Below are 22,621 nucleotides of genomic sequence, written 5' to 3'. Positions count from 1 at the left end.
TGCCATGATCTTTTTGTTATCTTAAAGCTAACGCCCTCTTACAAATTTCTGTGATCTTATCCCACTCTTTGTTTTGAATTAAATCTTTAGGGGTAAGCCAACTCCCCCCACGCACAAAACATTTTCTAAATTCAAATAAGAGCGCATGTTATCTGCACTAATCCCCCCGGTGGGACAAAATTTCACCCCTTTAAAAGGGCCGTTAAAAGCGTTTAAAAGCTTAACGCCCCCACAATACTCTGCCGGGAAAAATTTCAAAGCGTTATAACCCCATTCTAAAGCTTGCATGACTTCACTACTGCTAGAAACCCCAGGTATTAGGGGCATGCCTTTTTTCTTTGCGTGTTCTAAAAGCGTTATCGTAAGGCCCGGGCTAATCAAAAACTCTGCCCCCCTATTTTGCGCTTGCTCTAATTGAGTAAGATTTAAAATCGTGCCAGCGCCCACGCGCATTTTTGGCACATTCTTAGCAATAAGCTCTATGGCCTCTAAAGCGCAACTGGATCGCAAAGTAACTTCTATGATTGGAATACCCCCCTCTATCAGGCTTTGCGCTAAAGGCACGGCGTCTTTTATATTTTCAATCACCACCACAGGGACAATGGGGCTGATTTGTAAAACCTCTATTGTTTTATCTTGCATTTTATCTCCTTTATATTTTTATACCTTTATATTTATACCTTGTATGCCAAAACTCATGCCGCCCTCTTCAGCCGTATTAACATTCAATCTCAAGCTTGTAAACAATTCCCTACCCAGCCCAAAAGTAGGCTTTTCTAAATTTTCTAAGGTTTCTAAAAACAAGGGGTTGATGCCTCTCTTTTCAAAATCCTTTTCAAGCACATTCAAGGCGTTATTAGGAGCGTCTAATTCTATCCAATCGCCATCTTTAATCTTAATGATCGCCCCATTTAACGCTCCCTCAGGGCTTAAATGGATCGCGCTAGGCACTTTCCCACTCGCCCCGCTCATGCGCCCATCCGTAACTAGCGCAACCTTATAGCCCATATCCTGCAAAGCCCCTAAATTTGTGGTGAGTTTGTGCAATTCTGGCATGCCATTAGACTTAGGCCCTTGGAAAGGCAAGACCGCCACAAAGTCCCTTTCTAATTCTTTATTTTTAAAGCGTTCTAAAAATTCGCTTTGGGTTTTAAAAACAATCGCTCTGGCCTTGACTTTCCTGTGCTCATCTTTAATGGCTGAGATTTTAATCACGGCCCGCCCTAAATTACCCTTTAAAATTTTAAGCCCCCCATTAGCGGCAAAAGGCTCGCTAACAGGGCGTAAAATATCCGTATTCAAGCTATGATTAACAGCGTCTTTATACACCAATTGGTCGTTTTCTAAAAAGGGGGTTTTAGTGTAATTTTGCATGCCTTTTTGCGTTTCTGTATCCATAATCGTATGCACATCTTCAAATAAAAGCCCCTCTTTTAACAATTCTTTGATCACAAACGCTAAGCCCCCACACGCTTCAAAAGCGTTCACATCCGCTGATCCGTTAGGATAGACTTTAGCTAAAAGGGGTATGAGATTAGAAACGGCGTCAAAATCGTCCCAATTGAGAATCACCCCACACGATCTAGCAATAGCGATCAAATGCAAAGTGTGGTTGGTAGAACCTCCGGTTGCCATTAAGCCTATAAGAGCGTTAAGAATGCTTTTTTCATCAATGAGTTTGGCTAAAGGCAGAACCTTCCCGCTCGCTAATCTTTTAGCGCTCTCTTCTACTAAAACCTTCCGTAAGGGGTTGTTAGGGTTGATAAAGCTAGAATTAGCCACATGCAACCCCATAAACTCCATCATCATTTGATTGGAATTAGCCGTGCCATAAAAAGTGCAAGTGCCCACATCATGGTAGCTTTGCATTTCCACTTTTAAAAGCTCTTCTCTGTTGATCTTTCCCATTGCAAAATCTTGGCGCGCTTTGGCTTTTTTATAATTTTCTATCCCGCTCACCATAGGCCCGCTTGGCACAAACACGCTCGCTAAATTCCCAAAGCTTAACGCTCCTATGAGCAAGCCTGGCACGATTTTATCGCACACGCCTAAAAAAAACGCCCCGTCAAAAACATTATGGCTTAACCCTACGGCGGTGCTTAATGCGATCACATCTCTGCTGAATAAGCTCAATTCCATTCCCTCATAACCCTGCGTGATACCATCACACATCGCTGGCACGCCACTGGCGACGCTCGCATAAGCGTTATGCTCTTGCAACTCTTTTTTAATCAAATCAGGGTAATTTTTAAAAGGTTGGTGGGCTGAAAGCATGTCGTTATAAGCCGTGATAATCGCAAAATGCTTTCTTTTATGCGAACCTAAAGGCATTTTTAAATGCTCTGGCATGCTCGCTGTAACATGCGCAATATTCGCGCAACCCAAGCTCTCAATCTTGGGCTGGTTTTTAGGGTTAAAGATATTTTCTAAATAAAGCTCTCTGGTTTTTTTGCTACGCTCTGTAATTTTTTCTTTGATTTGTTCTAAAGAATGCTTAGGCATGAACACCCCTTCAATTAAGATTTAATATATAATAATAACTTAAAAACACTCTAAAAGGGTTATTGATGTTGGATTTTGATTTGGTTCTTTTTGGCGCGACTGGGGATTTAGCCATGCGAAAGCTCTTTGTTTCGCTCTATGAAATTTATACCCATTATGGTTTTAAAAAAGATTCTAGAATTATCGCATCGGGGCGTAAGGAGCTATCCAATGAAGAGTTTTTAGCGCTCCTTTGTGAAAAAACGCAGTTGCATTCAAGAGAAAAGGGTAGGGAATTTTTAGCCCATATCAGTTATTTGCGCGTCCGTTTGGATAACCCTAAAGACTTTGAAGAATTGAGTAAAATCGCTACAAACAATAAGCCCTTGATTTTCTACTTTTCTATCTCCCCTAGTTTTTTTGCAACGACCGCTCAAAATTTGGCCCAAAACGCGCTCAATCACGCCAACACACGCTTGATTTTAGAAAAACCCTTAGGGCATGATTTAAAGACTTGCAAAGAGATTTTCCAAAACATTAGTGCTTTTTTTAAAGAAGAGCAAATCTTTAGAATCGATCATTATTTAGGGAAAAAGGGCGTTCAAAATATCCTTGAATTGCGCCTGAATAACCCTATCTTAAACATTTTATGGGATCAAATCAGCGCGGTTGAAATCTGCGTGTATGAGACTTTGGGGGTGGAAGAAAGGGGCGAATTTTACGATAAAATCGGGGCTTTAAGAGATATGGTTCAAAACCATCTCTTGCAAGTTTTATCCCTTATCGCTACAGATTTACCCAACGATTTAAAAGACTTGAGGAAAGAAAAAATCAAAGTTTTAAAAACCTTACAACCCCCTAAAGATTTTAAAAAACAGGTTATTCGGGCCCAGTATCAAGGCTATAGAGATGAAAATAAAGTCCATAAAGAGAGCCAGACAGAGACTTTTGTCGCTATTAAAGCCTTTTTGGATACGCCTAAATTTAAAGGCGTGCCTTTCTACCTTAAGCACGCTAAAAAAATGCCCCACAACCAAGCGAGCGTGAAAATCCATTTTAATGCAATCAATACGCTAGAATTTTTCCTCTCTCAAGATAAAATCACCCTTACCCTAAAAGATCATCAAAACCCCCTTATTTTAGAAACCCATAACAAACAAGAATTTTTACAGCCCTACGCTAAATTGCTCTATGATGCGATACAAAATAACCACAACAATTTCGCCCACCAATTGGAATTAGAAGCGTCATGGGTTTTTATTGACACGCTCATAGAGGGTTTTATCAATAACGCCACGCCCTTGTATTCTTATAAAAGCCATAATCTCAACGAATTAGAATTTTTAAAACCACTCTATCAATAAAAGGGATTTCATGGGTTATCAATTGTTTGAATTTGAAAGTTTAGAAGATTGCCACAAGGCTTTAATAGAGCATTTTAAAGAATTTTTTAACGCCGCCTTAAAAAAGCATCATCAAGTTTCTATCGCTTTTTCTGGGGGCCGTTCGCCCATTAGCTTGTTGCAAAAATTGAGCGTCTTGGATCTCAATTGGCATGAGTGTTTAATCAGTTTGGTGGATGAACGCATTATAGACACAAGCCACAAGGATAGCAACACCAAATTATTGCATGATTACTTGTTGCAAAATAACGCCTTAAAAGCTTCTTTCACCCCGCTTTTGCCCAAAAAGATTTCTAGCGATACAAACGAACTTTTAGATTTTGCTAACCAGCATTTCAAACAGCCCCATTTAGCCATTTTGGGCATGGGGACTGATGGGCATACGGCTAGCCTTTTTCCTGAAACGAGCGCTTTTTTAAACAAAGAAAAAGAAAATATCGTTTTGACTAAGCCCGCTAACGCTCCTTATGAGCGCTTGAGCATGTCTGTTAACGCCTTAGAAAATTGCGAAAAACTTTTCTTAAGCATTAGTGGGGTAGAAAAAAGGGAGGTTTTAGAAAAAGCTTTAAAAGAAAACGCTCCCTATTCTCTGCCGATTGCTCGGATTTTACATTCTCAAAAAGTTACCACGGAGGTATTTTATGCCAAAAACTGAAACTTATCCAAGACTATTAGCCGATATTGGCGGCACGAACGCGCGCTTTGGTTTGGAAGTCGCCCCACGACAGATTGAATGCGTTGAAGTCTTGCGGTGCGAAGATTTTGAGAGCTTGAGCGATGCGGTGCGGTTTTACCTTTCTAAATGCAAAGAAAGCCTTGAACTGCACCCTATTTATGGCTCTTTTGCTGTGGCTACGCCCATTATGGGGGATTTTGTCCAAATGACGAACAACCACTGGACTTTTTCTATTGAAACGACACGGCAATGTTTGAATTTAAAAAAATTGCTTGTCATCAATGATTTTGTCGCGCAAGCCTATGCCATTAGCGCGATGCAAGAAAACGATCTAGCTCAAATAGGCGGGATTAAATGCGAAATCAACGCTCCTAAAGCGATTTTAGGGCCAGGAACCGGGCTTGGGGTAAGCACTCTTATCCAAAACAGCGATGGCTCTTTGAAAGTCTTGCCCGGTGAAGGAGGGCATGTGAGCTTTGCCCCTTTTGATGATTTAGAAATTTTAGTGTGGCAATACGCCCGCTCTAAATTCAACCATGTGAGCGCGGAAAGGTTTTTGAGTGGGAGCGGTTTGGTGTTGATTTATGAAGCCCTGTCTAAACGCAAAGGCTTAGAAAAAGTGGCGAAGTTAAGCAAGGCTGAATTAACCCCACAAATCATTAGCGAACGTGCTTTGAATGGGGATTACCCTATATGCCGATTGACCTTGGACACTTTTTGCTCCATGCTTGGCACGCTCGCTGCTGATGTGGCTCTCACTTTGGGGGCTAGAGGGGGCGTGTATTTGTGTGGGGGGATTATCCCACGATTCATTGATTATTTTAAAACTTCGCCCTTTAGAGCGCGCTTTGAAACGAAAGGGCGCATGGGAGCGTTTCTCGCTTCTATCCCAGTGCATGTCGTGATGAAAAAAACTCCCGGACTTGATGGGGCAGGCATTGCGTTAGAGAATTATTTACTGCATGATAAGATATAGCAACGCTCAAATAAAAGTGGCTTATACAAGGGGTGTGTTTGAAGCGTGCCAAACAACGCTACCATATAACCAACAGTTATCAAATTAGTTAAACCTATAGAAACATAAGCAAACCATAAAAACGATACAATAGCGGTATTTTAATCAAACAAGGAGTTTTTATGAGAGTTCCATCTAAAGGTTTTGCTATTTTTTCTAAAGACGGGCATTTCAAACCCCATGATTTTAGTCGCCATGCTGTAGGCCCTAAAGATGTGTTGATTGACATTCTTTATGCAGGGATTTGTCATAGCGATGTTCATAGCGCTTATAGCGAATGGAGAGAAGGCATTTACCCTATGGTTCCTGGACATGAAATTGCTGGGGTCATCAAAGAAGTGGGTAAGGAAGTTAAGAAATTTAAGGTTGGCGATGTGGTGGGCGTGGGCTGTTTTGTCAATTCATGCAAAGCGTGTAAGCCCTGTAAAGAACACCAAGAGCAATTTTGCGCCAAAGTGGTATTCACTTATGATTGTTTGGATTCTTTCCATGACAACGAACCCCACATGGGCGGTTACTCTAATAATATTGTCGTGGATGAAAACTATGTGATTAGCGTGGATAAAAACGCTCCTTTAGAAAAAGTAGCCCCCTTGCTTTGCGCGGGCATCACCACTTATTCGCCCTTAAAATTTTCTAAGGTTACTAAAGGCACAAAAGTGGGCGTCGCTGGGTTTGGCGGGCTAGGAGGCATGGCGGTTAAATACGCTGTGGCTATGGGGGCTGAAGTGAGCGTTTTTGCAAGAAACGAACACAAAAAGCAGGACGCTTTAAGCATGGGGGTCAAACATTTCTATACGGACCCCAAACAATGCAAAGAGGAATTGGACTTTATCATTTCAACCATTCCTACCCATTATGATCTAAAAGACTACCTCAAGCTCTTAACTTATAGTGGCGAATTAGCCCTTGTGGGGCTTCCTCCTGTAGAAGTTGCTCCAGTGCTTAGCGTTTTTGATTTTATCTATTTAAGCAATCGCAAGGTTTATGGCTCACTGATTGGGGGCATTAAAGAAACCCAAGAAATGATGGATTTTTCTATCAAACACAATATTTACCCTGAAGTGGATTTGATTTTAGGCAAGGATATTGACACCGCTTATCATAACCTAACCCATGGGAAAGCGAAATTCCGCTATGTGATTGATATGAAAAAATCGTTTGATTAAAAGTTTTGGCTCTAGCTCTTTCTTAAGAGCTTGAGTTGGATTAGGATTTTTTTCACCAGTGCATGGAGTTTTAAGAATCGCAGAGTCTTACCCACAAGGCTCTTGAGTGGTATGAAGATGCAGTGTTTGATAAACACCCTAAAGAGTCTCTTTTGCGCGTTTTTAGGGAGTCTATAAACATGCGAAAAGTAATAGTTCAAGAACGCTTCAAGGGAGTTTTCTTTGATCTCTGCATGGGCATGCGAGAAGTAGTGGTTCAAGAACGCTTCAAGGGAGTTTTCTTTGATCTCTGCATGGGCATGCGAGAAGTAGTGGTTCAAGAACGCTTCAAGGGAGTTTTCTTTGATCTCTGCATGGGCATGCGAGAAGTAGTGGTTCAAGAACATTCCGAGATTTTCTTGCTTGATTGTGGCATGGATGCACGAAAAATAATGGTCTAAAAAGGTCTTGAGCGCGTCGTGGGCGATCTGCTCTTCAGTCTTCCATAGGGGAAAGTAGTAGTGATAGGCAACGATGCTGTGGTAGCGATGCCATTTTTCGCTGCCTATTTCCACCCTAGCGATCGAATCAATCCAGTCGCTCATAAAAGGGGTTTTAGCCAAAGCGTTCAGCCACAAATCCGCTTTTAAACCAAAAGGATAATCCCAAGGCTTCACCGCCCCCCACCAAACATCATAATGGATGATTATAGGGTTTTTGAGCGCGTTTGAGATGGTTTTCTTATAAATCTCATGCAAAAAATAATTCTCAGGCAAGGATGCAGAAAAATCTTTGACAGTGTAATAATAAGGGAAAACGCAATATTCAATCCCTAAAGCTTTCATATTGGGCCAACACCATTGGGTGAAATCCAATTCTTCTGTAGCCTTGTTTTCTTCCAAAAGTGCATGGGTTTTTGAGACAAAATGGTTCTTGCGCTGGTAATCTAAATTACAAAACAAAAACCCTTCCAACACATGGCACTCTCCGCCTCCTAAAACCCCATAAAAATAATTCTCATCATCTTCTTTAATGTTTAAGAAATCAGTGCTAAATTCATTGCAAAAGATAACGTCCACATCGCTCCACACCATTTTAGAATATTTGGGGAATAAATCCGCTAGAAAATACTTCACTAACACCATTTTAGAAAAACGCTTGGTGAAATCCTCATCAAAAGGGTTAGGGATAGTGTCTAAAAAAGACTCAATATCTCTCACTTCCAAAGCGGCAAATTCTTTAAAAGGCTCTGCGATTTGATTAAGCTTTGCTTTATCTTCTTCATTCAAGCCCACCACTAGAGCGTGTAGGGTGTAACGGATTTTTTTATTGGCTTTAGCGATGCTTTCTAGCAAGGAATAAAGACACGCGCCCGCAGGAATGAGGTAATTCTTATCAAAAGCAAAAGCGATAGGGATATGAAAATCTTGTTCTTTAAAAGAATGGTTTGAAGCTGAAGTCATAAAAAATGAAACACCCCTTTTTAAAACTATTTTATCCAAAAAAAAAAAAAACCGAACTTGAAAGGGTTCTGTTTTTGGTTTTTATGTTGTTTTTAATGGAAATTAATTTAAAATCGCATCTTGTCTTTAAGCGTTGCTATTTTAAATGCTGCAATTTTAAAAGATGATGAAAGGGGCTGTATTCTAATTTGATTTTCTTAAAAAAATCTCTTTGCGCGTTGTTATTTTCAGGTTTTTTAACACCACCCTTAATAAAAGCGGCCAGTTTTGTCTATGACTTGAAGTTTATGAGCTTTAATTTCAATTTAGTGGCCCCAGCCAACAACCCCTATTGGAATAGCCTAACCAAAATGCAAGGTCGTCTCATGCCTCAAATCGGCGTTCAATTAGACAAAAGACAAGCCTTGATGTTTGGGGCGTGGTTCATTCAAAATTTGCACACGCATTATAGCTACTTCCCTTATTCGTGGGGGGTTACCATGTATTACCAATACATAGGGAAAAATTTGAGATTTTTTTTAGGCATTGTGCCGCGAAGCTATCAAATAGGGCATTACCCTTTAAGCGCTTTTAAAAAACTTTTTTGGTTTATAGACCCCACTTTTAGGGGAGGAGCGTTTCAATTCAAACCGGCTTATGATCCTAACCGCTGGTGGAATGGGTGGTTTGAGGGCGTTGTGGATTGGTATGGGGGGCGCAATTGGAACAACCAGCCCAAAAAGAAAAATTACGATTTTGATCAATTCTTGTATTTTGTTTCTTCAGAATTTCAGTTTCTTAAAGGGTATTTAGGTTTGGGGGGGCAGCTTGTCATTTTTCATAACGCCAGCCATCATAGCATGGGAAATAATTACCCTTACGGCGGTAATTCTTACTTAAAACCAGGCGATGCAACCCCGCAATGGCCTAATGGCTACCCCTATTTCAGTCAAAAAAATAACCCACAAGGCGGAGAAATAGGGAAATACTCTAACCCTACCATTTTAGACAGGGTCTATTACCATGCTTATTTAAAAGCGGATTTTAAAAATCTCATGCCTTATATGGACAATATTTTCATGACTTTTGGCACGCAGTCGTCTCAAACCCATTATTGCGTGCGTTATGCTAGCGAGTGCAAAAACGCCCGATTTTATAACAGCTTTGGGGGGGAATTTTACGCTCAAGCGCAATACAAAGGCTTTGGGATTTTTAACAGATACTATTTTTCCAACAAACCCCAAATGCACTTTTACGCTACTTATGGCCAATCCCTTTATACCGGCTTGCCATGGTATAGAGCCCCTAATTTTGACATGATAGGGCTTTACTATGTTTATAAAAATAAATGGATAAGCGTGCGAGCGGATGCGTTTTTTAACTTTTTAGGTGGGGGCGATGGGTATCATTTGTATGGGAAAGGGGGCAAGTGGATCACCACTTATCAGCAATTCTTAACCCTAACCATAGACACACGAGAGTTAATTGATTTTGTCAAATCTAAAACCTCTAAATAACTATATCTAAAAATTATAGATATAATTGAAATAAGCGACCGGTAAGCGGTGCCATAAAGTAGTCGCGCTCAAGCCATCAATAATTTCAGTTCTTTTGTTAGGAATGAAAGGGAATTTCAACCCGAAAGTGATTTCATTGTGGAAAAAGCCAAAACGAAAACCCACTTTCACAAGCAATTGGAAAAGCGAATTTTCTTTGCCTAAATTTTGAGCGATAATCCCATGCATAGCCCCTCCTGGCATGTAAGTCGCCCCAGCGATGCCTAAGCCAAACTCTAACCCTAAAAACATCTTTTGCGAATTGAAAGCGTCCCACAAACCGCTAAATTCTAAACCATAGGTAGAAATATAGGATTTGTGAGAAGAAAAGGTCTGATCATAAAACAACCCGTAACGAAAACCCACATGCTCTACAGCTTGCGTTTTAGCCACAAATTTCCCCCTAACACCACACCAAAGCCATTGCCGGTCATAAAATACGATTTATCTACAGACTCGGTGCTAAAAGATGTGTTGATCGCACTAAGTTGATACCCAACCCCTAAATAAAACGTATTCCTATCCGCAAATTTAGGTTTTTTTGATTTTTCATCAAGCTCTGCCTCTGCGGCTTGAAGCGATGATAATAACGCCATGCCCATCAATATTTTAACCGTTGTTTTATCCATAACCCAATTCCTTTTGTTATCTTGCTCCACACTTGCCCCATACAGACTAAAATCAAATCACACCCTAAATAATAACAAAGTTTAAAATAAATATTAGTGGTTTTGATTAAGAACGCCTATCTTTTTAGAATAAATAGCCATAAAATAGCCATAATTCTTGTAAGTATGCCCCCATTTTCCTATAAAAATTCCTAAAAAGATATTGTTATAAGACACATTAATCGTTTTTCTTGTATAATATTTGGGCTAAATTCAATTTATTTTATACGATATTAAGGAGACATATTACCATGTTTCAAATTAGATGGCATGCGCGAGCTGGTCAGGGCGCTATCACCGGCGCTAAAGGGTTGGCTGATGTGATTTCAAAAACAGGCAAAGAAGTGCAAGCATTCGCTTCCTATGGCTCAGCTAAAAGGGGGCTGCTATGATGGCTTATAACCGCGTTGATGATGAGCCTATTTTAAACCATGAACGCTTCATGCAGCCTGATTATGTGCTGGTGATTGACCCTGGTTTGGTTTTCATTGAAAACATCTTCGCTAATGAAAAAGAAGACACGACTTATATCATCACTAGCTATCTCAGCAAAGAAGAATTGTTTGAAAAAAACCTGAATTAAAAACCCGTAAGGTGTTTTTAGTGGATTGTTTAAAAATCTCTATGGAAACCTTAAAACGCCCCATCCCCAACACGCCCATGCTAGGAGCGTTAATGAAAGTGTCTGGCATGCTTGAAATCGGGGCTTTTAAAGAAGCTTTTAAGAAAGTTTTAGGCAAAAAACTCACGCAAGAAGTCATTGACGCTAACATGCTCGCTATCCAAAGAGCTTATGAAGAAGTTCAATAACATTAGGGATTAAAGATGAAAGATTGGAATGAATTTGAAATGGGGGCGGTGCTCTTCCCTTTTGAAAAAAACGCGCAAAGCGAAATGGAAAAACACAATGATGAGCGCCATTACACCGAGCAAAGCTACTTCACCACTTCAGTGGCTCATTGGCGCGTGGCTAAGCCTGTGCATAACAATAATATTTGCATCAATTGCTTTAATTGTTGGGTTTATTGCCCAGACGCTGCTATTCTTTCAAGAGAGGGCAAGTTAAAAGGCGTGGATTATTCTCATTGTAAAGGCTGTGGCGTGTGCGTGGATGTCTGCCCCACCAATCCTAAATCGCTATGGATGTTTGAAGAACAAATTGAGCCCGCTACCGCTCTCACTCAATGGCCGCAAAAACAAGAAAAGAAAAAATCATAAGGAAAAAATATGGCAAAAAGTATTGAATTGCAAGAGATAGAAGTGTGGGATGGCAATACCGCTAGTTCTAACGCTTTAAGACAGGCTCAAATTGATGTCATCGCAGCCTATCCTATCACCCCATCAACGCCCATTGTGCAGAATTATGGCTCGTTTAAGGATAATGGCTATGTTGATGGCGAGTTTGTTTTAGTGGAATCTGAGCATGCCGCCATGAGCGCATGCGTGGGAGCGGCCGCTGCTGGAGGGAGAGTCAGCACTGCGACTAGCTCTCAAGGTTTGGCACTAATGGTAGAGGTTTTATACCAGGCTTCTGGCATGCGTTTGCCTATTGTTTTGAATTTAGTCAATCGTGCTCTAGCAGCCCCTTTGAATATCCATGGCGATCATTCTGATATGTATTTAAGCAGGGATTCAGGCTGGATCAGTTTATGCACATGCAACCCTCAAGAAGCTTACGATTTCACTTTAATGGCGTTTAAAATCGCAGAGCATCAAAAGGTGCACGTGCCTACTATTGTCAATCAAGATGGTTTTTTATGTTCGCACACCGTGCAGAATGTCCGCCCTTTGAGCGATACAGTGGCTTATCAATTCGTAGGCGAATACCAAACCAAACATTCCCTTTTGGATTTTGATAAACCGGTAAGCTATGGTGCACAAGCTGAAGAAGAATGGCATTATGAGCATAAAGCCCAACTCCACCATGCGATCATGAGTGCGTCTTCTGTGATTGAAGAAGTGTTCAATGATTTTGCTAAACTCACAGGCAGACAATACCATTTAACCAAAACTTTCCAGCTAGAAGACGCTGAAATCGCTATCTTTGCGTTAGGCACTACTTATGAATCAGCGATCGTAGCGGCTAAGGAAATGCGTAAAAAAGGCATTAAGGCCGGCGTGGCTACCATCCATTCCTTGCGCCCCTTCCCTTATGAAAGATTAGGGCAGGATTTGAAAAATCTTAAAGCTTTAGCGATTTTAGATAAAAGCTCTCCAGCGGGTGCTATGGGGGCGATGTTTAATGAAGTAACGAGCGCGGTGTATCAAACGCAAGGGACTAAACACCCGGTGGTGTCTAACTACATTTATGGTTTAGGCGAAAGGGATATGACGATCGCGCATTTATGCGAAATTTTTGAAGAAATCAATGAAGACGCTCTTAAAGGCACGCTCACGCACCCTACCCAACAATTCGTAGGCTTGCACGGCCCTAAAATGAGCTTTTTTTAAAAAGGAAATATCATGGTAAAAGAAGTCAAAACACTCAAAGGTTTTAGCCAAAGTGCTGAGAAATTTCAAGGTTCGCACTTGCTTTGTCCCGGTTGTGGGCATGGCATCATTGTGCGCGAAGTTTTAAACGCTGTAGATGGGCCTATTGTTTTAGGCAATTCTACCGGTTGTTTAGAGGTATGTTCGGCTGTGTATCCGCACACTTCATGGGATGTGCCTTGGATTCATATTGGTTTTGAAAATGGATCTACAGCGATTTCAGGGGTGGAAGCGATGTATAAGGCTTTAGTGAATAAGGGCCGCTATCAAGGTCAAAAGCCAAAATTTGTGGCGTTTGGAGGCGATGGGGCTAGTTATGATATTGGTCTTCAATTCATCAGCGGTTGCATGGAAAGAGGGCATGACATGACTTACATTTGCCTAGATAATGAAAACTACGCCAATACCGGCGGTCAAAGAAGCGGCTCTACGCCATTAGGGGCTAGCACTTCTACCACGCCAGCGGGATCGGTGAGCTTTGGTAAAAAAGAAAAGAAAAAAGACATCGTCAATATCATGGCAAGCCATGGGGTTCCTTATGTGGCGCAACTCTCGCCCAATAAATGGAAAGACATGAATAAAAAGATTAAAACCGCGCTAGACACTGAAGGACCTTGCTTTATTAACGCTCTTAGCCCATGCACGACTGAATGGAAATTTGAATCCAATAAAACCATTGAATTAGCGGATATGGCTGTGGATAGCTTGATGTTCCCCCTATTTGAAATCTTTAATGGCAGGGAATTGAAAATCACTTACCGCCCGAGAAATATCATTCCTATAAGGGATTATTTAGGGGCACAAAAACGCTTCAAACACCTTTTCAAAAAGGAAAACGAACACATCATTGAAGAATTGCAAAAAGATGTGAATGAGCGTTGGGAATACTTGCAACGCAGAGAAGAAGCTAAAGTATAACCCTTAATTTGAAATCAAGGGACTTTTTTGTGCCTTGTGCGATTTTGCCCCTTGATTCTTTAAACCCCTTTAAAATAACATGATCCCATTTTGATTTTAAGGATTGTCGGTGTTAGAACGCTATGCGAATGAAGAAATGAAAACCCTATGGAATGAGCAAACCAAATTTGAAACTTATTTGGAAGTGGAAAAAGCTGTCGTTAGGGCGTGGAACAAGCTTGGGCAAATCCAAGATAGCGATTGTGAAAAAATCTGCGCAAAAGCGGCATTCAATCTTGAGCGCATCAAAGAAATTGAAAAAACCACTAAGCATGATTTAATCGCCTTCACTACTTGCGTGGCTGAAAGCTTGGGCGAAGAATCCCGCTTTTTTCATTATGGGATCACTTCTAGCGATTGCATTGATACGGCTATGGCGTTATTGATGACCAAAAGCTTAAAACTCATTCAAAAAGGCGTTCAAAACCTCTATGAAACCCTTAAAAATAGGGCTTTAGAGCATAAAGATACGCTGATGGTGGGCAGAAGCCATGGGGTGTTTGGCGAACCCATTACTTTTGGCTTAGTGTTAGCCCTTTTTGCTGATGAAATCAAACGGCATTTAAAAGCCTTGGATTTAACGATGGAATTTATCAGCGTGGGAGCGATCAGTGGGGCTATGGGGAATTTCGCACACGCCCCTTTAGAATTAGAAGAATTAGCGTGCGAATTTTTAGGCCTAAAAACCGCCAATATCAATAATCAAGTCATTCAAAGGGACCGCTACGCCAGGCTTGCATGCGATCTGGCTCTTTTGGCGAGCAGTTGTGAAAAAATCGCTGTCAATATCCGCCATTTGCAACGCAGTGAAGTCTATGAAGTGGAAGAAGCTTTTTCAGCAGGGCAAAAGGGAAGCTCTGCGATGCCTCACAAAAGAAACCCCATATTGAGCGAGAATATCACCGGGCTTTGCAGGGTGATTCGCTCTTTTACTACCCCTATGCTAGAAAATGTCGCCTTATGGCATGAAAGGGACATGAGCCATAGCTCTGTGGAGCGTTTTGCCTTGCCTGATCTGTTTATCACTAGCGATTTCATGCTCAGCCGCCTAAATAGCGTGATTGAAAATCTGGTGGTTTATCCTAAAAACATGCTTAAAAATTTAGCTTTGAGTGGGGGGCTAGTCTTTTCGCAACGGGTGTTATTAGAATTGCCTAAAAAAGGTTTGAGCCGAGAAGAAAGCTATTCTATCGTGCAAGAAAATGCGATGAAAATATGGGAGGTTTTGCAACAAGGCGCTTTTAAAAACGCTGATGAAAATTTGTTTTTAAACGCCCTACTCAACGATGAACGCTTGAAAAAATATTTGAGCGAGGACGAAATCAGAGCATGTTTTGATTACAGCTATTACACTAAAAATGTGGGAGCGATTTTTAAAAGGGTGTTTGGATAAGGCGCGTTTTTACAAAAACAAAACTATAAAATGAGCGGTAAAAAATTAAAATTTGCATCAAGGGGTTTTTTGAAACGAGCGTTATGTTTAGTTTTAGGGTTTTTTTGCACGCTTAATGCAAAGGGTTTTAAAGATGTTTTGACTAAAGGGGATTATATTTTTGGCAATAAAAAGGTGGTTTCGCCCATCAAACGCTATGCGGATCAATCGGCGTTTTATCTGGGGCTTGGGTATCAATTAGGGAGCATTCAGCACAACTACAGCAACTTGATTTTATCCCAACAATTCAATAAGAGCCAAATCGTTTTTAGCGATGGCTTAAGCCCTGTTTTTAAAAATTCGTATGTGTCTAATGGTCTTGGCGTGCAAGCGGGCTATAAATGGGTGGGTAAGCATGAAGAAACGAAGTGGTTTGGCTTCAGGTGGGGGCTGTTTTATGATTTGAGCGCTTCTCTTTATGGCCAAAAAGAATCGCAGTCTGTCATCATTTCCACTTACGGCACTTATATGGATTTATTGCTTAACGCTTATAATGGGGATAAGTTTTTTGCTGGGTTCAATCTGGGGATTGCTTTTGCTGGAGTGTATGACAGATTGAGCGATGCGTTATTGTATCAAGCCCTTCTTCAAAACACTTTTGGCGGGAAAGTGGATCCAAATGGTTTCCAGTTTTTGGTAAATTTAGGGGTTCGTTTAGGGAATAAGCGCAACCAATTTGGCTTTGGGATTAAAGTCCCTACTTATTATTTTAACCATTATTATTCCATGAATAACATTAGCAATAATAGTGGAGATGTCCTAAAGGTTTTACGATTTTTAGAATACGGGATCAACAGCTTGTTATACCAAGTTGATTTCAGGCGCAATTACTCGGTTTATTTCAACTACACTTATAGTTTTTAAGCGATAGCGTTTAAAGCGTTCTTAATTGAGCGATTTCGTCTCTCAAACGCATCGCTTCTTCAAAATCCAAATTTTTCGCGCATTCTCGCATTTTTTTATCCAATTCTTTAATGATTTTTTCCCTTTCACTTTTAGGCATTTTGTCCTTTTTTAAGGCTTTAGCGATTCTAATCTCATCGTCTCTTAATTTCAATTCCTCTTCTAAAGCGCGAGTAACGGTTTTAGGGGTGATATTATGGATTTTATTGAACTCTTCTTGTTTGGTGCGCCTGTAACTAGTGATCTCAAAGGCTTTTTGCATGCTTTGAGTGATCTTTTTAGCGTATAATAAAACCTTACCATTAGCGTTTCTAGCGGCTCGCCCCATGGTTTGAATGAGACTTGTTTCGCTCCTTAAAAACCCTTCTTTATCCGCATCCATGATCGCTACTAAAGAAACTTCAGGCAAATCCAACCCCTCTCTTAAAAGATTGATCCCTATTAAAACATCAAATTCTTTAAGCCTTAAAGAGCGGATAATGTGATTTCTTTCAATCGCATCAATTTCGCTATGCATGTAACGCACCTTCAAGCCCCATTCAGCATAATATTTGCACAATTCTTCTGCCATTTTTTTAGTGAGCGTGGTGATGAGCACCCTTTCATCTCTGGCCACCACTAACTTGATTTCATCAAATAAATCCTGGACTTGCTTATCGCTGTCTCGCACTTCAAATTTAGGGTCTAAAAGCCCTGTAGGGCGAATGATTTGCTCAGCGACATTCTTTTGAGAAAGCTCTAATTCTAGCTTATTGGGCGTAGCGGACACAAAAAGGAACTGGCAATTTTTATGGATAAATTCATCAAATTTTAAAGGGCGGTTGTCTAAAGCGCTAGGCAATCTAAAACCATATTCCACTAAAACGCTTTTCCTGCTCATATCCCCTGCATACATCCCCCCAAATTGCGGCAAACTCACATGGCTTTCATCTACAATGACTAAAAACTCCCGCTCAAAAATCCCTAAATAATCAAACAAACAAAAAGGTGTTTCATTGGGGGCTTTGCCTGTAAAATGGCGCGCGTAATTTTCAATACCCTTACACACACCGGTCGCGCTAATCATTTCTAAATCATGCTCGGTGCGTTGTTTGAGGCGATTGTATTCAAGCATTTTATCCTGCTCTTTAAAAAATTTCAACCTTAAAGCGAGTTCATCTTCAATGCTTTTAATGGCTAAATTCAACCTTTCACTCCCTACAGCAAACTGACTGGCTGCATAAAGCATGACAGAATCCAAGCGCTTGATTTCATTTTTTTCTAAAGCGTCAAAGACAGCAATCCTTTCTATCTCATCGCCAAAAAATTCAATCCTAATAAATTCAGCGTCATTATAAGCGGGGAAAATATCCACGCATTCTCCGGTCGCTCTAAAACTCCCCCTATCAAACACCACTTCATTACGGCTATAACCCATTTCTACTAGCTTTAATAAAAAGCTCTTATAAACGCGCTTCTCGCCCACTTTGATTTTTTCCATGACTTTTAAATATTCTTCAGGGTTACCCAAACCATAATTAGCCGAAACGCTCGCTATCACGATCACATCATCATAACCTAAAAGTGAGGTGGCCGCGCTCAATCTCAAACGCTCTAAATCATCGTTAATAGAGCTGTCTTTTTCAATGAATAAATCCCTCCTAGGGATATAGCTTTCAGGCTGGTAGTAGTCAAAGTGGGAGATAAAATACTCCACCCTATTATGCGGGAAAAACGCCTTAAACTCGCTATAGAGCTGCGCGCATAAGGTCTTATTATGGCTCATGATCAGAGTGGGTTTGTTGATATTAGCGATGATATTGGCCATCGTATAAGTCTTACCGCTCCCTGTAACCCCCACTAAAGTTTGATAATGGTTGTTATTTTTCAAGCTTTTCGTTAAGGCTTCTATGGCTTGAGGCTGATCGCCTGCTGGTGGGTAAGGGCTTTTTAAATCAAATAAAGGCATCTTTAAAACTCGCATTTTTTAGGGGTATTATAGTGGTTTTTTAACACGCTTTATTCAATCTCAAAAAAATCAATGTTTTGATAATGATCGGTTTTTGGCTTCGTTAATGTTACTTATCGCTTGCGTTTGATTAGCGGTTATTTGCGTTGTAGCGCTTTCTTTAGCTTGGTTTAGGGCTTCAAGGCTTGCGGTTTTGTTAGCCGTGATTTGATTATTAGCGTTTTCTCTAGCGTTATTTAAAAAGATTTGATAGCTCGTTAAAAGCCTTGTAATGGTTTCTATCAATTGATTTTCTAGCTTTTTAATCTCGCTTTTAATGTTTTCGGTGTTAGCGTTTAAAATGCTCGTTACTTCTTGCTCGTTAGCATGCATGCTCGTATTAAAATCGCTAAAAAAGCCCTCGTATTCTTTCATTTTGTTTTTTAAGCTTTCACCGGCGTTACTTAGCCATTCAATAGAATTTCTCAAACTGCTATCAATTTCATTCGCATTTTTGAAAAAATCCAAACTCAAAAGCACTTCTAAAATCCTAACAATCCCTTTAAGGCTTAATTCCACTTGATCCGTAAAAAGCGCGTTACTCTTTAAAGCGTTTTGTAATTGCTTTAATAGCTCGTTAGTGATTTCTTTCACTTCGGGCTGTTCGGTTATTTCTAACGCGCTATTAGGCAAATTAGGGTAATTCATTTGTTTAATCCTTATTTAATTTTTTTGTGGTAGGATTAGGTTTATTAAGGTTTGAGGCGCTATAGTTGATGCCGTCTCTGTAATCGTTAGAGAGTGTCCCAATGGTCTCTAACTCCCTTAAAACCTTTTCATCTGTTTCAAAACTTGTAATCATGTAATGATTTTTTAAAGGAGTATCTCCTTTTTGACTACTTAAACCTACTTCAATACCATTATGTCTTATAGTCACATGCCCTACATAATCATTATCTTTGATACCTTTCTCTATAACTTCCGGTATCGTTTTAACTACGCTCATGGCGTATTCTTTAGCTTCTGCTTCGTTTATTCCATTGTTAAGCGCTTGCTTCTCTCGGCGTTTCAAAATGTGTTCTAACCCGTAATCTTTATTACCCCAAACCAAATCAATATCCCCTAAACCTTCCTTATAAAACGCTCCCGCTACAAAACCTTTTTTAGTTTCTAATAGCTTGTTAATCGCGCCTAATCCATCGCCCTTAAACTCGCTATAATTGTGTCCCCATTCGCTAGGTATTTCAAGCTTTTGTTCTTTTATCCCTTTCTCGCTCTCTTTTTGCATATCCTTTATAGCTTCTATCAAGCGTTTTAATACGGGATTATTTTCATTTGGCTCTCTATTGGCCATTAAAAGGTAATGCGTGAAATCGTAAATATCAATGTCCTTAAACTCTTTACTATCAGGGTTAAACATGTCTTTTGTAACATCAGCGATCTTAAATTCTTTCAAGCCTTTTTTAATGTTATCGCTCTTTAAAGCTTCAAATAACGCCTTAGAAGGATCATCAAACCTCGCAAACCTGGCGATCGCACCTCCTAAAATCTCGCTGATATCGCTCGATCCTTGTTCGCTCTTTTCAAACATCTCTAAAGAACTCGTTTTATAGAATTTTTCGCTCAAATCTTTTAAGCTCTCGCTTGTAGTTTGGTAATTCTTTAAGTTAGCAAAACTGCGATCCATGATATCGCTTAAATAAGCGTTAAGGCTCACGTTAGGAAAATTCATGTCATGGATTAAATTGTGAAAGCTTCCGGCGTTATCTACAAACATTTTTTTTACTTTTTCATAGCTTTTAATATCGTTTGAAAATTCTTTTTGCCAACGGTTGAGTAATTCTATCCCTTGCGTCTTGGTTCGTGGCATGTTAAACATTAAAAGCGCTAAATTGCTATCTCCTACATTAGGGTGAGTGGCCTTGTCAAAATTAAGGTTTTTCGCAACGATGTTTTTAAGTGAATAGATGCTATCAGCGTCTAATTTTTGGTCTAATTCTTTCAATTTCGCTTCATAGTGGCTTAAAACCGCTATTGCATGATCGCTCTCGCTGTTGAATCTTCCTTGATTGCTTGAAGCCGCTAAATTGTTAATCTCGGTATTATTTAGTCGGTTGTGTGGCACTCTAACTAACAACTCGTCCGGTTGTAAATCTATGTTGTAGTATTCTTGGATCGCTTTGTGGTAAATGTAACGGCTTTTAGGCGTGAAGTTCAGCATGCCTTGGATGCGGTGGTTGCCTGCGATCACTTGCCCATCATGCAGAATGATGGGTAAATCCTCAAACCCTCCGCTCCCAAATATCTTTTTAGGATCAAAATTTTCAGCGATGCTTTTAATCTGCTCTTCGTTCATGTCGGTGCGTTTTTGCGTCCCGCCTGTGGTAAAACTAGGCTTCAAGTCTTTCGCTTTGACGATCGCATAATCTAGATCGTAAATCTCTCGTTCGTTTAGCCTTACTCGGCTTTTTGGTAGTTGCTCTTGTGTTTGTGTAGGTATATCTTCTCCTACTTCTATTTTAGTCTGGCTTTCAATGTTGCCTGCATTGCCTCGCTCGTGTTCTAATTTCTTTTTTAACGCTTCCTTACGCTTGTTTTCTTGCTCTTTAGCTTTTAAAAATTCTTGTTCGCTCGCTAATTGTTCGCTTTCTAATTTCGCTAACTTTTCGGCGTTGGCTTGCTCTAGTGGGCTTAAATTTTTAACTTCTTGTGTGGTTTGGTTTAAATTTTCGCTTGTTTTTAATAAATCCTCTTGATCTGTTAGCGGTTTTGGTGTAGGATTAGGTTCTACGGAGTTTAAAGAATTAAATGCCTTTTCTTTAGTGATTGCTTGCGGAGTAGACCGTAACGCTTGCTTCTCTGTATCATACAATTCATAACTGCTTATCACCCAATGATTTTCTAATTTTTCTTTTTTCCACTCATTATTTAAACCCACTCTCTTATTTCCATAATCTACAAACACACGCCCTAAATCATCCGTGCCTTTAGTGCCTTTCTCTAACACTTCAGGGATTGATTTAACGATATTTAAGGCGTATTCTTTAGCTTCTGCTTCACTTAAGCCTTTCTTCATCTCGTTAGATATTCTACGCTCTAATATATGCACTAATCCATAACCGTTGCTATCTTTAGTCTTTGGCGTTCCCCAAACTAAATCAATCCCTCCTAAATCCTCCCTATAAGCTGCGCCTGCGACTTGCCCGTTTTTCTCTTGTAAGAGTTTCTCTAACGCTTCCTTAGGCTTTAGGGCAAACTCGGGGTAATTCTTGCCAAACTCTTTGAGTGGGGTTATAGCGTGTTGTAACTTAAGAAGCTTTTCGGCGTTGGCTTGCTCTAGTGGGCTTAAATTTTTAACTTCTTGTGTGGTTTGGTTTAAATTTTCGCTTGTTTTTAATAAATCCTCTTGATCTGTTAGCGGTTTTGGTGTATTATTCTCTGCAGCACCACTATAGGAACTCAACCTATGGCGCACCTTCGCATCAGCGTCGAGTGAGGTGCTTGAAAATTCTTTATAAACTTCATTATTTTTATAACTCCCATTGTTCTTATACATTGTTTTTAAAGCTAATTCATTTTTCTTATTGATCGCTTGCTCTACCACTACCGCATAGCCATTAACTTGTTTAAACGCCGTTATAGCTTCTTTATCGTATTTGTCTAAAGTCCTAAGAATTGCATCAGCGTTATTAACGATATATCTATAATTCGCTATATCTTCGTTCGTAACAGGGATTTCTCCATTTCTAACATTAACAGAATTAACGCCATGCCTTTTGAGTATGTGAGCGATAGCATCATGATCTAAACTCGCTCTTATGTTTTGCTTAAAGTTAGCATCTTTTAAAAGTTCTAATTCTTTGTTAGAGGCTTTTTCTATAATCATTTTCTTGTTGTTTTTGTGTAGAAATTCAACCATTTCAGGGTTTAGGTTATTAGTTCCAAAAGTGATCGCATCTCTCCCGCTTGTAGGGATTTCTGCGTTATTTAATAGCTCTTTGATTTCATCATTACTTAATTTCGTATCGCTAAAATCTCGTTTAATTTCTGCGCTCTTTTTGCTTGCTTCTTTGATTTCTTCGCTCGCTTGCTTGACGCCATTGTTAAGCTCTTCAATGATTTTAAGCGTGTTGTTGCTAAAGTGTGATTTTTGCACGCTTAGTTCTAACTGCTTGCTAAACTCGCTTATAGAGTGGCTTCTCTCAAGCGCTCTTTTTAGGTGATACTTTAAGGCTGCACCTGCGGTGGCTTCGTTTAAAGCTTTAGGTAACTTCACGCCTAGAATGCGATCGGGCGCGTTGCGGTATAAAGTCCCTAGCGTAAATTTAGTCCATTGGTATTTTAACGCTCCGCTTAAAGTAGTCGCTAACCCTTGGCTTAAATTTTTCGTTGTAGCGGGCTTTAAACTCTCGGCGATCTTAGCGTCGTTCTTAAAAAGCTTATGAAAGGTGCTCGCTATTGTTTGGAGTTTGTAAATTTAGGGGTTTGTTAAGAGAATATTTAGGCGAGACAAACAAAGCAAA

The 22,621-nt window shown here is 40.1% G+C and carries 16 protein-coding genes and 3 pseudogenes; 12 read left to right on the top strand and 7 right to left on the bottom strand.

The features are described 5' to 3' along the window. Positions 1-16: 16 nt before the first annotated feature. Both eda and edd read right to left on the bottom strand, forming a co-directional pair. Positions 17-642 (bottom strand): annotated as a pseudogene (eda, locus tag D2C78_03810) (bifunctional 4-hydroxy-2-oxoglutarate aldolase/2-dehydro-3-deoxy-phosphogluconate aldolase). A gap of 18 nt (positions 643-660) precedes the next feature. Beyond that, a complete protein-coding gene (edd, locus tag D2C78_03805) occupies positions 661-2,502 on the bottom strand; it encodes a phosphogluconate dehydratase (GenBank protein ID QEF35124.1) in 1,842 nt (613 codons plus the stop codon). 65 nt (positions 2,503-2,567) lie between these two features. Here edd and D2C78_03800 point away from each other — a divergent pair, with 65 nt between their 5' ends. From D2C78_03800 to D2C78_03785, 4 genes are all read left to right on the top strand, one after another. Beyond that, positions 2,568-3,845, top strand: coding sequence for a glucose-6-phosphate dehydrogenase (locus D2C78_03800; protein QEF35123.1), 1,278 nt, complete (start codon positions 2,568-2,570; stop codon positions 3,843-3,845). A 10-nt stretch (positions 3,846-3,855) separates the two neighbouring features. Next, entirely contained in the window at positions 3,856-4,539 is a 684-nt protein-coding gene (gene pgl / locus D2C78_03795; GenBank protein ID QEF35122.1) for a 6-phosphogluconolactonase, read from the top strand. Then, entirely contained in the window at positions 4,526-5,536 is a 1,011-nt protein-coding gene (locus D2C78_03790) for a glucokinase (protein ID QEF35121.1), read from the top strand. The genes pgl and D2C78_03790 overlap by 14 nt, the downstream gene beginning before the upstream one ends. A 161-nt stretch (positions 5,537-5,697) precedes the next feature. Continuing rightward, positions 5,698-6,744, top strand: a complete 1,047-nt coding sequence (locus D2C78_03785) for an NAD(P)-dependent alcohol dehydrogenase (protein ID QEF35120.1) — start codon at positions 5,698-5,700, stop codon at positions 6,742-6,744. Between the two features lie 11 nt (positions 6,745-6,755). On the opposite strand, the gene D2C78_03780 is transcribed toward D2C78_03785, so the two are convergent. After that, entirely contained in the window at positions 6,756-8,186 is a 1,431-nt protein-coding gene (locus tag D2C78_03780; GenBank protein ID QEF35119.1) for a glycosyltransferase family 8 protein, read from the bottom strand. A 188-nt stretch (positions 8,187-8,374) separates the two neighbouring features. Between D2C78_03780 and D2C78_03775 the strand changes: the two genes are divergently transcribed. Then, the gene (locus tag D2C78_03775) at positions 8,375-9,682 is read left to right on the top strand and encodes a hypothetical protein (protein ID QEF35118.1); all 1,308 of its coding nucleotides are present in this window, start codon (positions 8,375-8,377) and stop codon (positions 9,680-9,682) included. Positions 9,683-9,688: 6 nt separating this feature from the next. On the opposite strand, the pseudogene D2C78_03770 reads toward D2C78_03775, so the two are convergent. Continuing rightward, positions 9,689-10,350, bottom strand: a pseudogene (locus tag D2C78_03770) (outer membrane protein). A 290-nt stretch (positions 10,351-10,640) separates the two neighbouring features. On the opposite strand from D2C78_03770, the pseudogene D2C78_03765 reads away from it, so the two are divergent. From D2C78_03765 to D2C78_03740, 6 genes and pseudogenes are all read left to right on the top strand, one after another. Continuing rightward, positions 10,641-11,199, top strand: a pseudogene (locus tag D2C78_03765) (pyruvate flavodoxin oxidoreductase subunit gamma). A 15-nt stretch (positions 11,200-11,214) separates the two neighbouring features. Further along, a complete protein-coding gene (locus tag D2C78_03760; protein ID QEF35117.1) occupies positions 11,215-11,607 on the top strand; it encodes a 4Fe-4S dicluster domain-containing protein in 393 nt (130 codons plus the stop codon). Between the two features lie 9 nt (positions 11,608-11,616). Then, positions 11,617-12,840, top strand: a complete 1,224-nt coding sequence (locus D2C78_03755) for a 2-oxoacid:ferredoxin oxidoreductase subunit alpha (protein ID QEF35116.1) — start codon at positions 11,617-11,619, stop codon at positions 12,838-12,840. A 12-nt stretch (positions 12,841-12,852) separates the two neighbouring features. Next, on the top strand, positions 12,853-13,797 hold the full coding sequence (locus D2C78_03750) for a pyruvate ferredoxin oxidoreductase (GenBank protein QEF35115.1): 945 nt from the start codon (positions 12,853-12,855) through the stop codon (positions 13,795-13,797). Positions 13,798-13,906: 109 nt separating this feature from the next. Beyond that, entirely contained in the window at positions 13,907-15,229 is a 1,323-nt protein-coding gene (locus D2C78_03745) for an adenylosuccinate lyase (GenBank protein ID QEF35114.1), read from the top strand. A gap of 69 nt (positions 15,230-15,298) precedes the next feature. Further along, positions 15,299-16,132, top strand: a complete 834-nt coding sequence (locus D2C78_03740) for an outer membrane protein (GenBank protein QEF35810.1) — start codon at positions 15,299-15,301, stop codon at positions 16,130-16,132. A 10-nt stretch (positions 16,133-16,142) separates the two neighbouring features. Here D2C78_03740 and uvrB read toward each other — a convergent pair whose 3' ends face one another. The 3 genes from uvrB to D2C78_03725 form a co-directional block, all read right to left on the bottom strand. Continuing rightward, positions 16,143-18,119 (bottom strand): excinuclease ABC subunit B, encoded by a 1,977-nt coding sequence (uvrB, locus tag D2C78_03735; GenBank protein QEF35809.1) that lies wholly within the window; start codon positions 18,117-18,119, stop codon positions 16,143-16,145. 69 nt (positions 18,120-18,188) lie between these two features. Next, on the bottom strand, positions 18,189-18,806 hold the full coding sequence (locus D2C78_03730; protein QEF35113.1) for a DUF1542 domain-containing protein: 618 nt from the start codon (positions 18,804-18,806) through the stop codon (positions 18,189-18,191). A 4-nt stretch (positions 18,807-18,810) separates the two neighbouring features. Further along, entirely contained in the window at positions 18,811-22,374 is a 3,564-nt protein-coding gene (locus tag D2C78_03725; GenBank protein ID QEF35112.1) for a DUF3519 domain-containing protein, read from the bottom strand. Here D2C78_03725 and D2C78_03720 point away from each other — a divergent pair. Further along, positions 22,343-22,543, top strand: coding sequence for a hypothetical protein (locus D2C78_03720; GenBank protein ID QEF35111.1), 201 nt, complete (start codon positions 22,343-22,345; stop codon positions 22,541-22,543). The genes D2C78_03725 and D2C78_03720 overlap by 32 nt on opposite strands. Positions 22,544-22,621 lie beyond the last annotated feature (78 nt).

Origin of the sequence: Helicobacter pylori (assembly GCA_008032935.1) — a bacterium.
GTDB lineage: Bacteria > Campylobacterota > Campylobacteria > Campylobacterales > Helicobacteraceae > Helicobacter > Helicobacter pylori_CX.
Note: the sequence above shows the minus strand (reverse complement) of the source record. Positions and strands in the feature narration are given on the sequence as shown.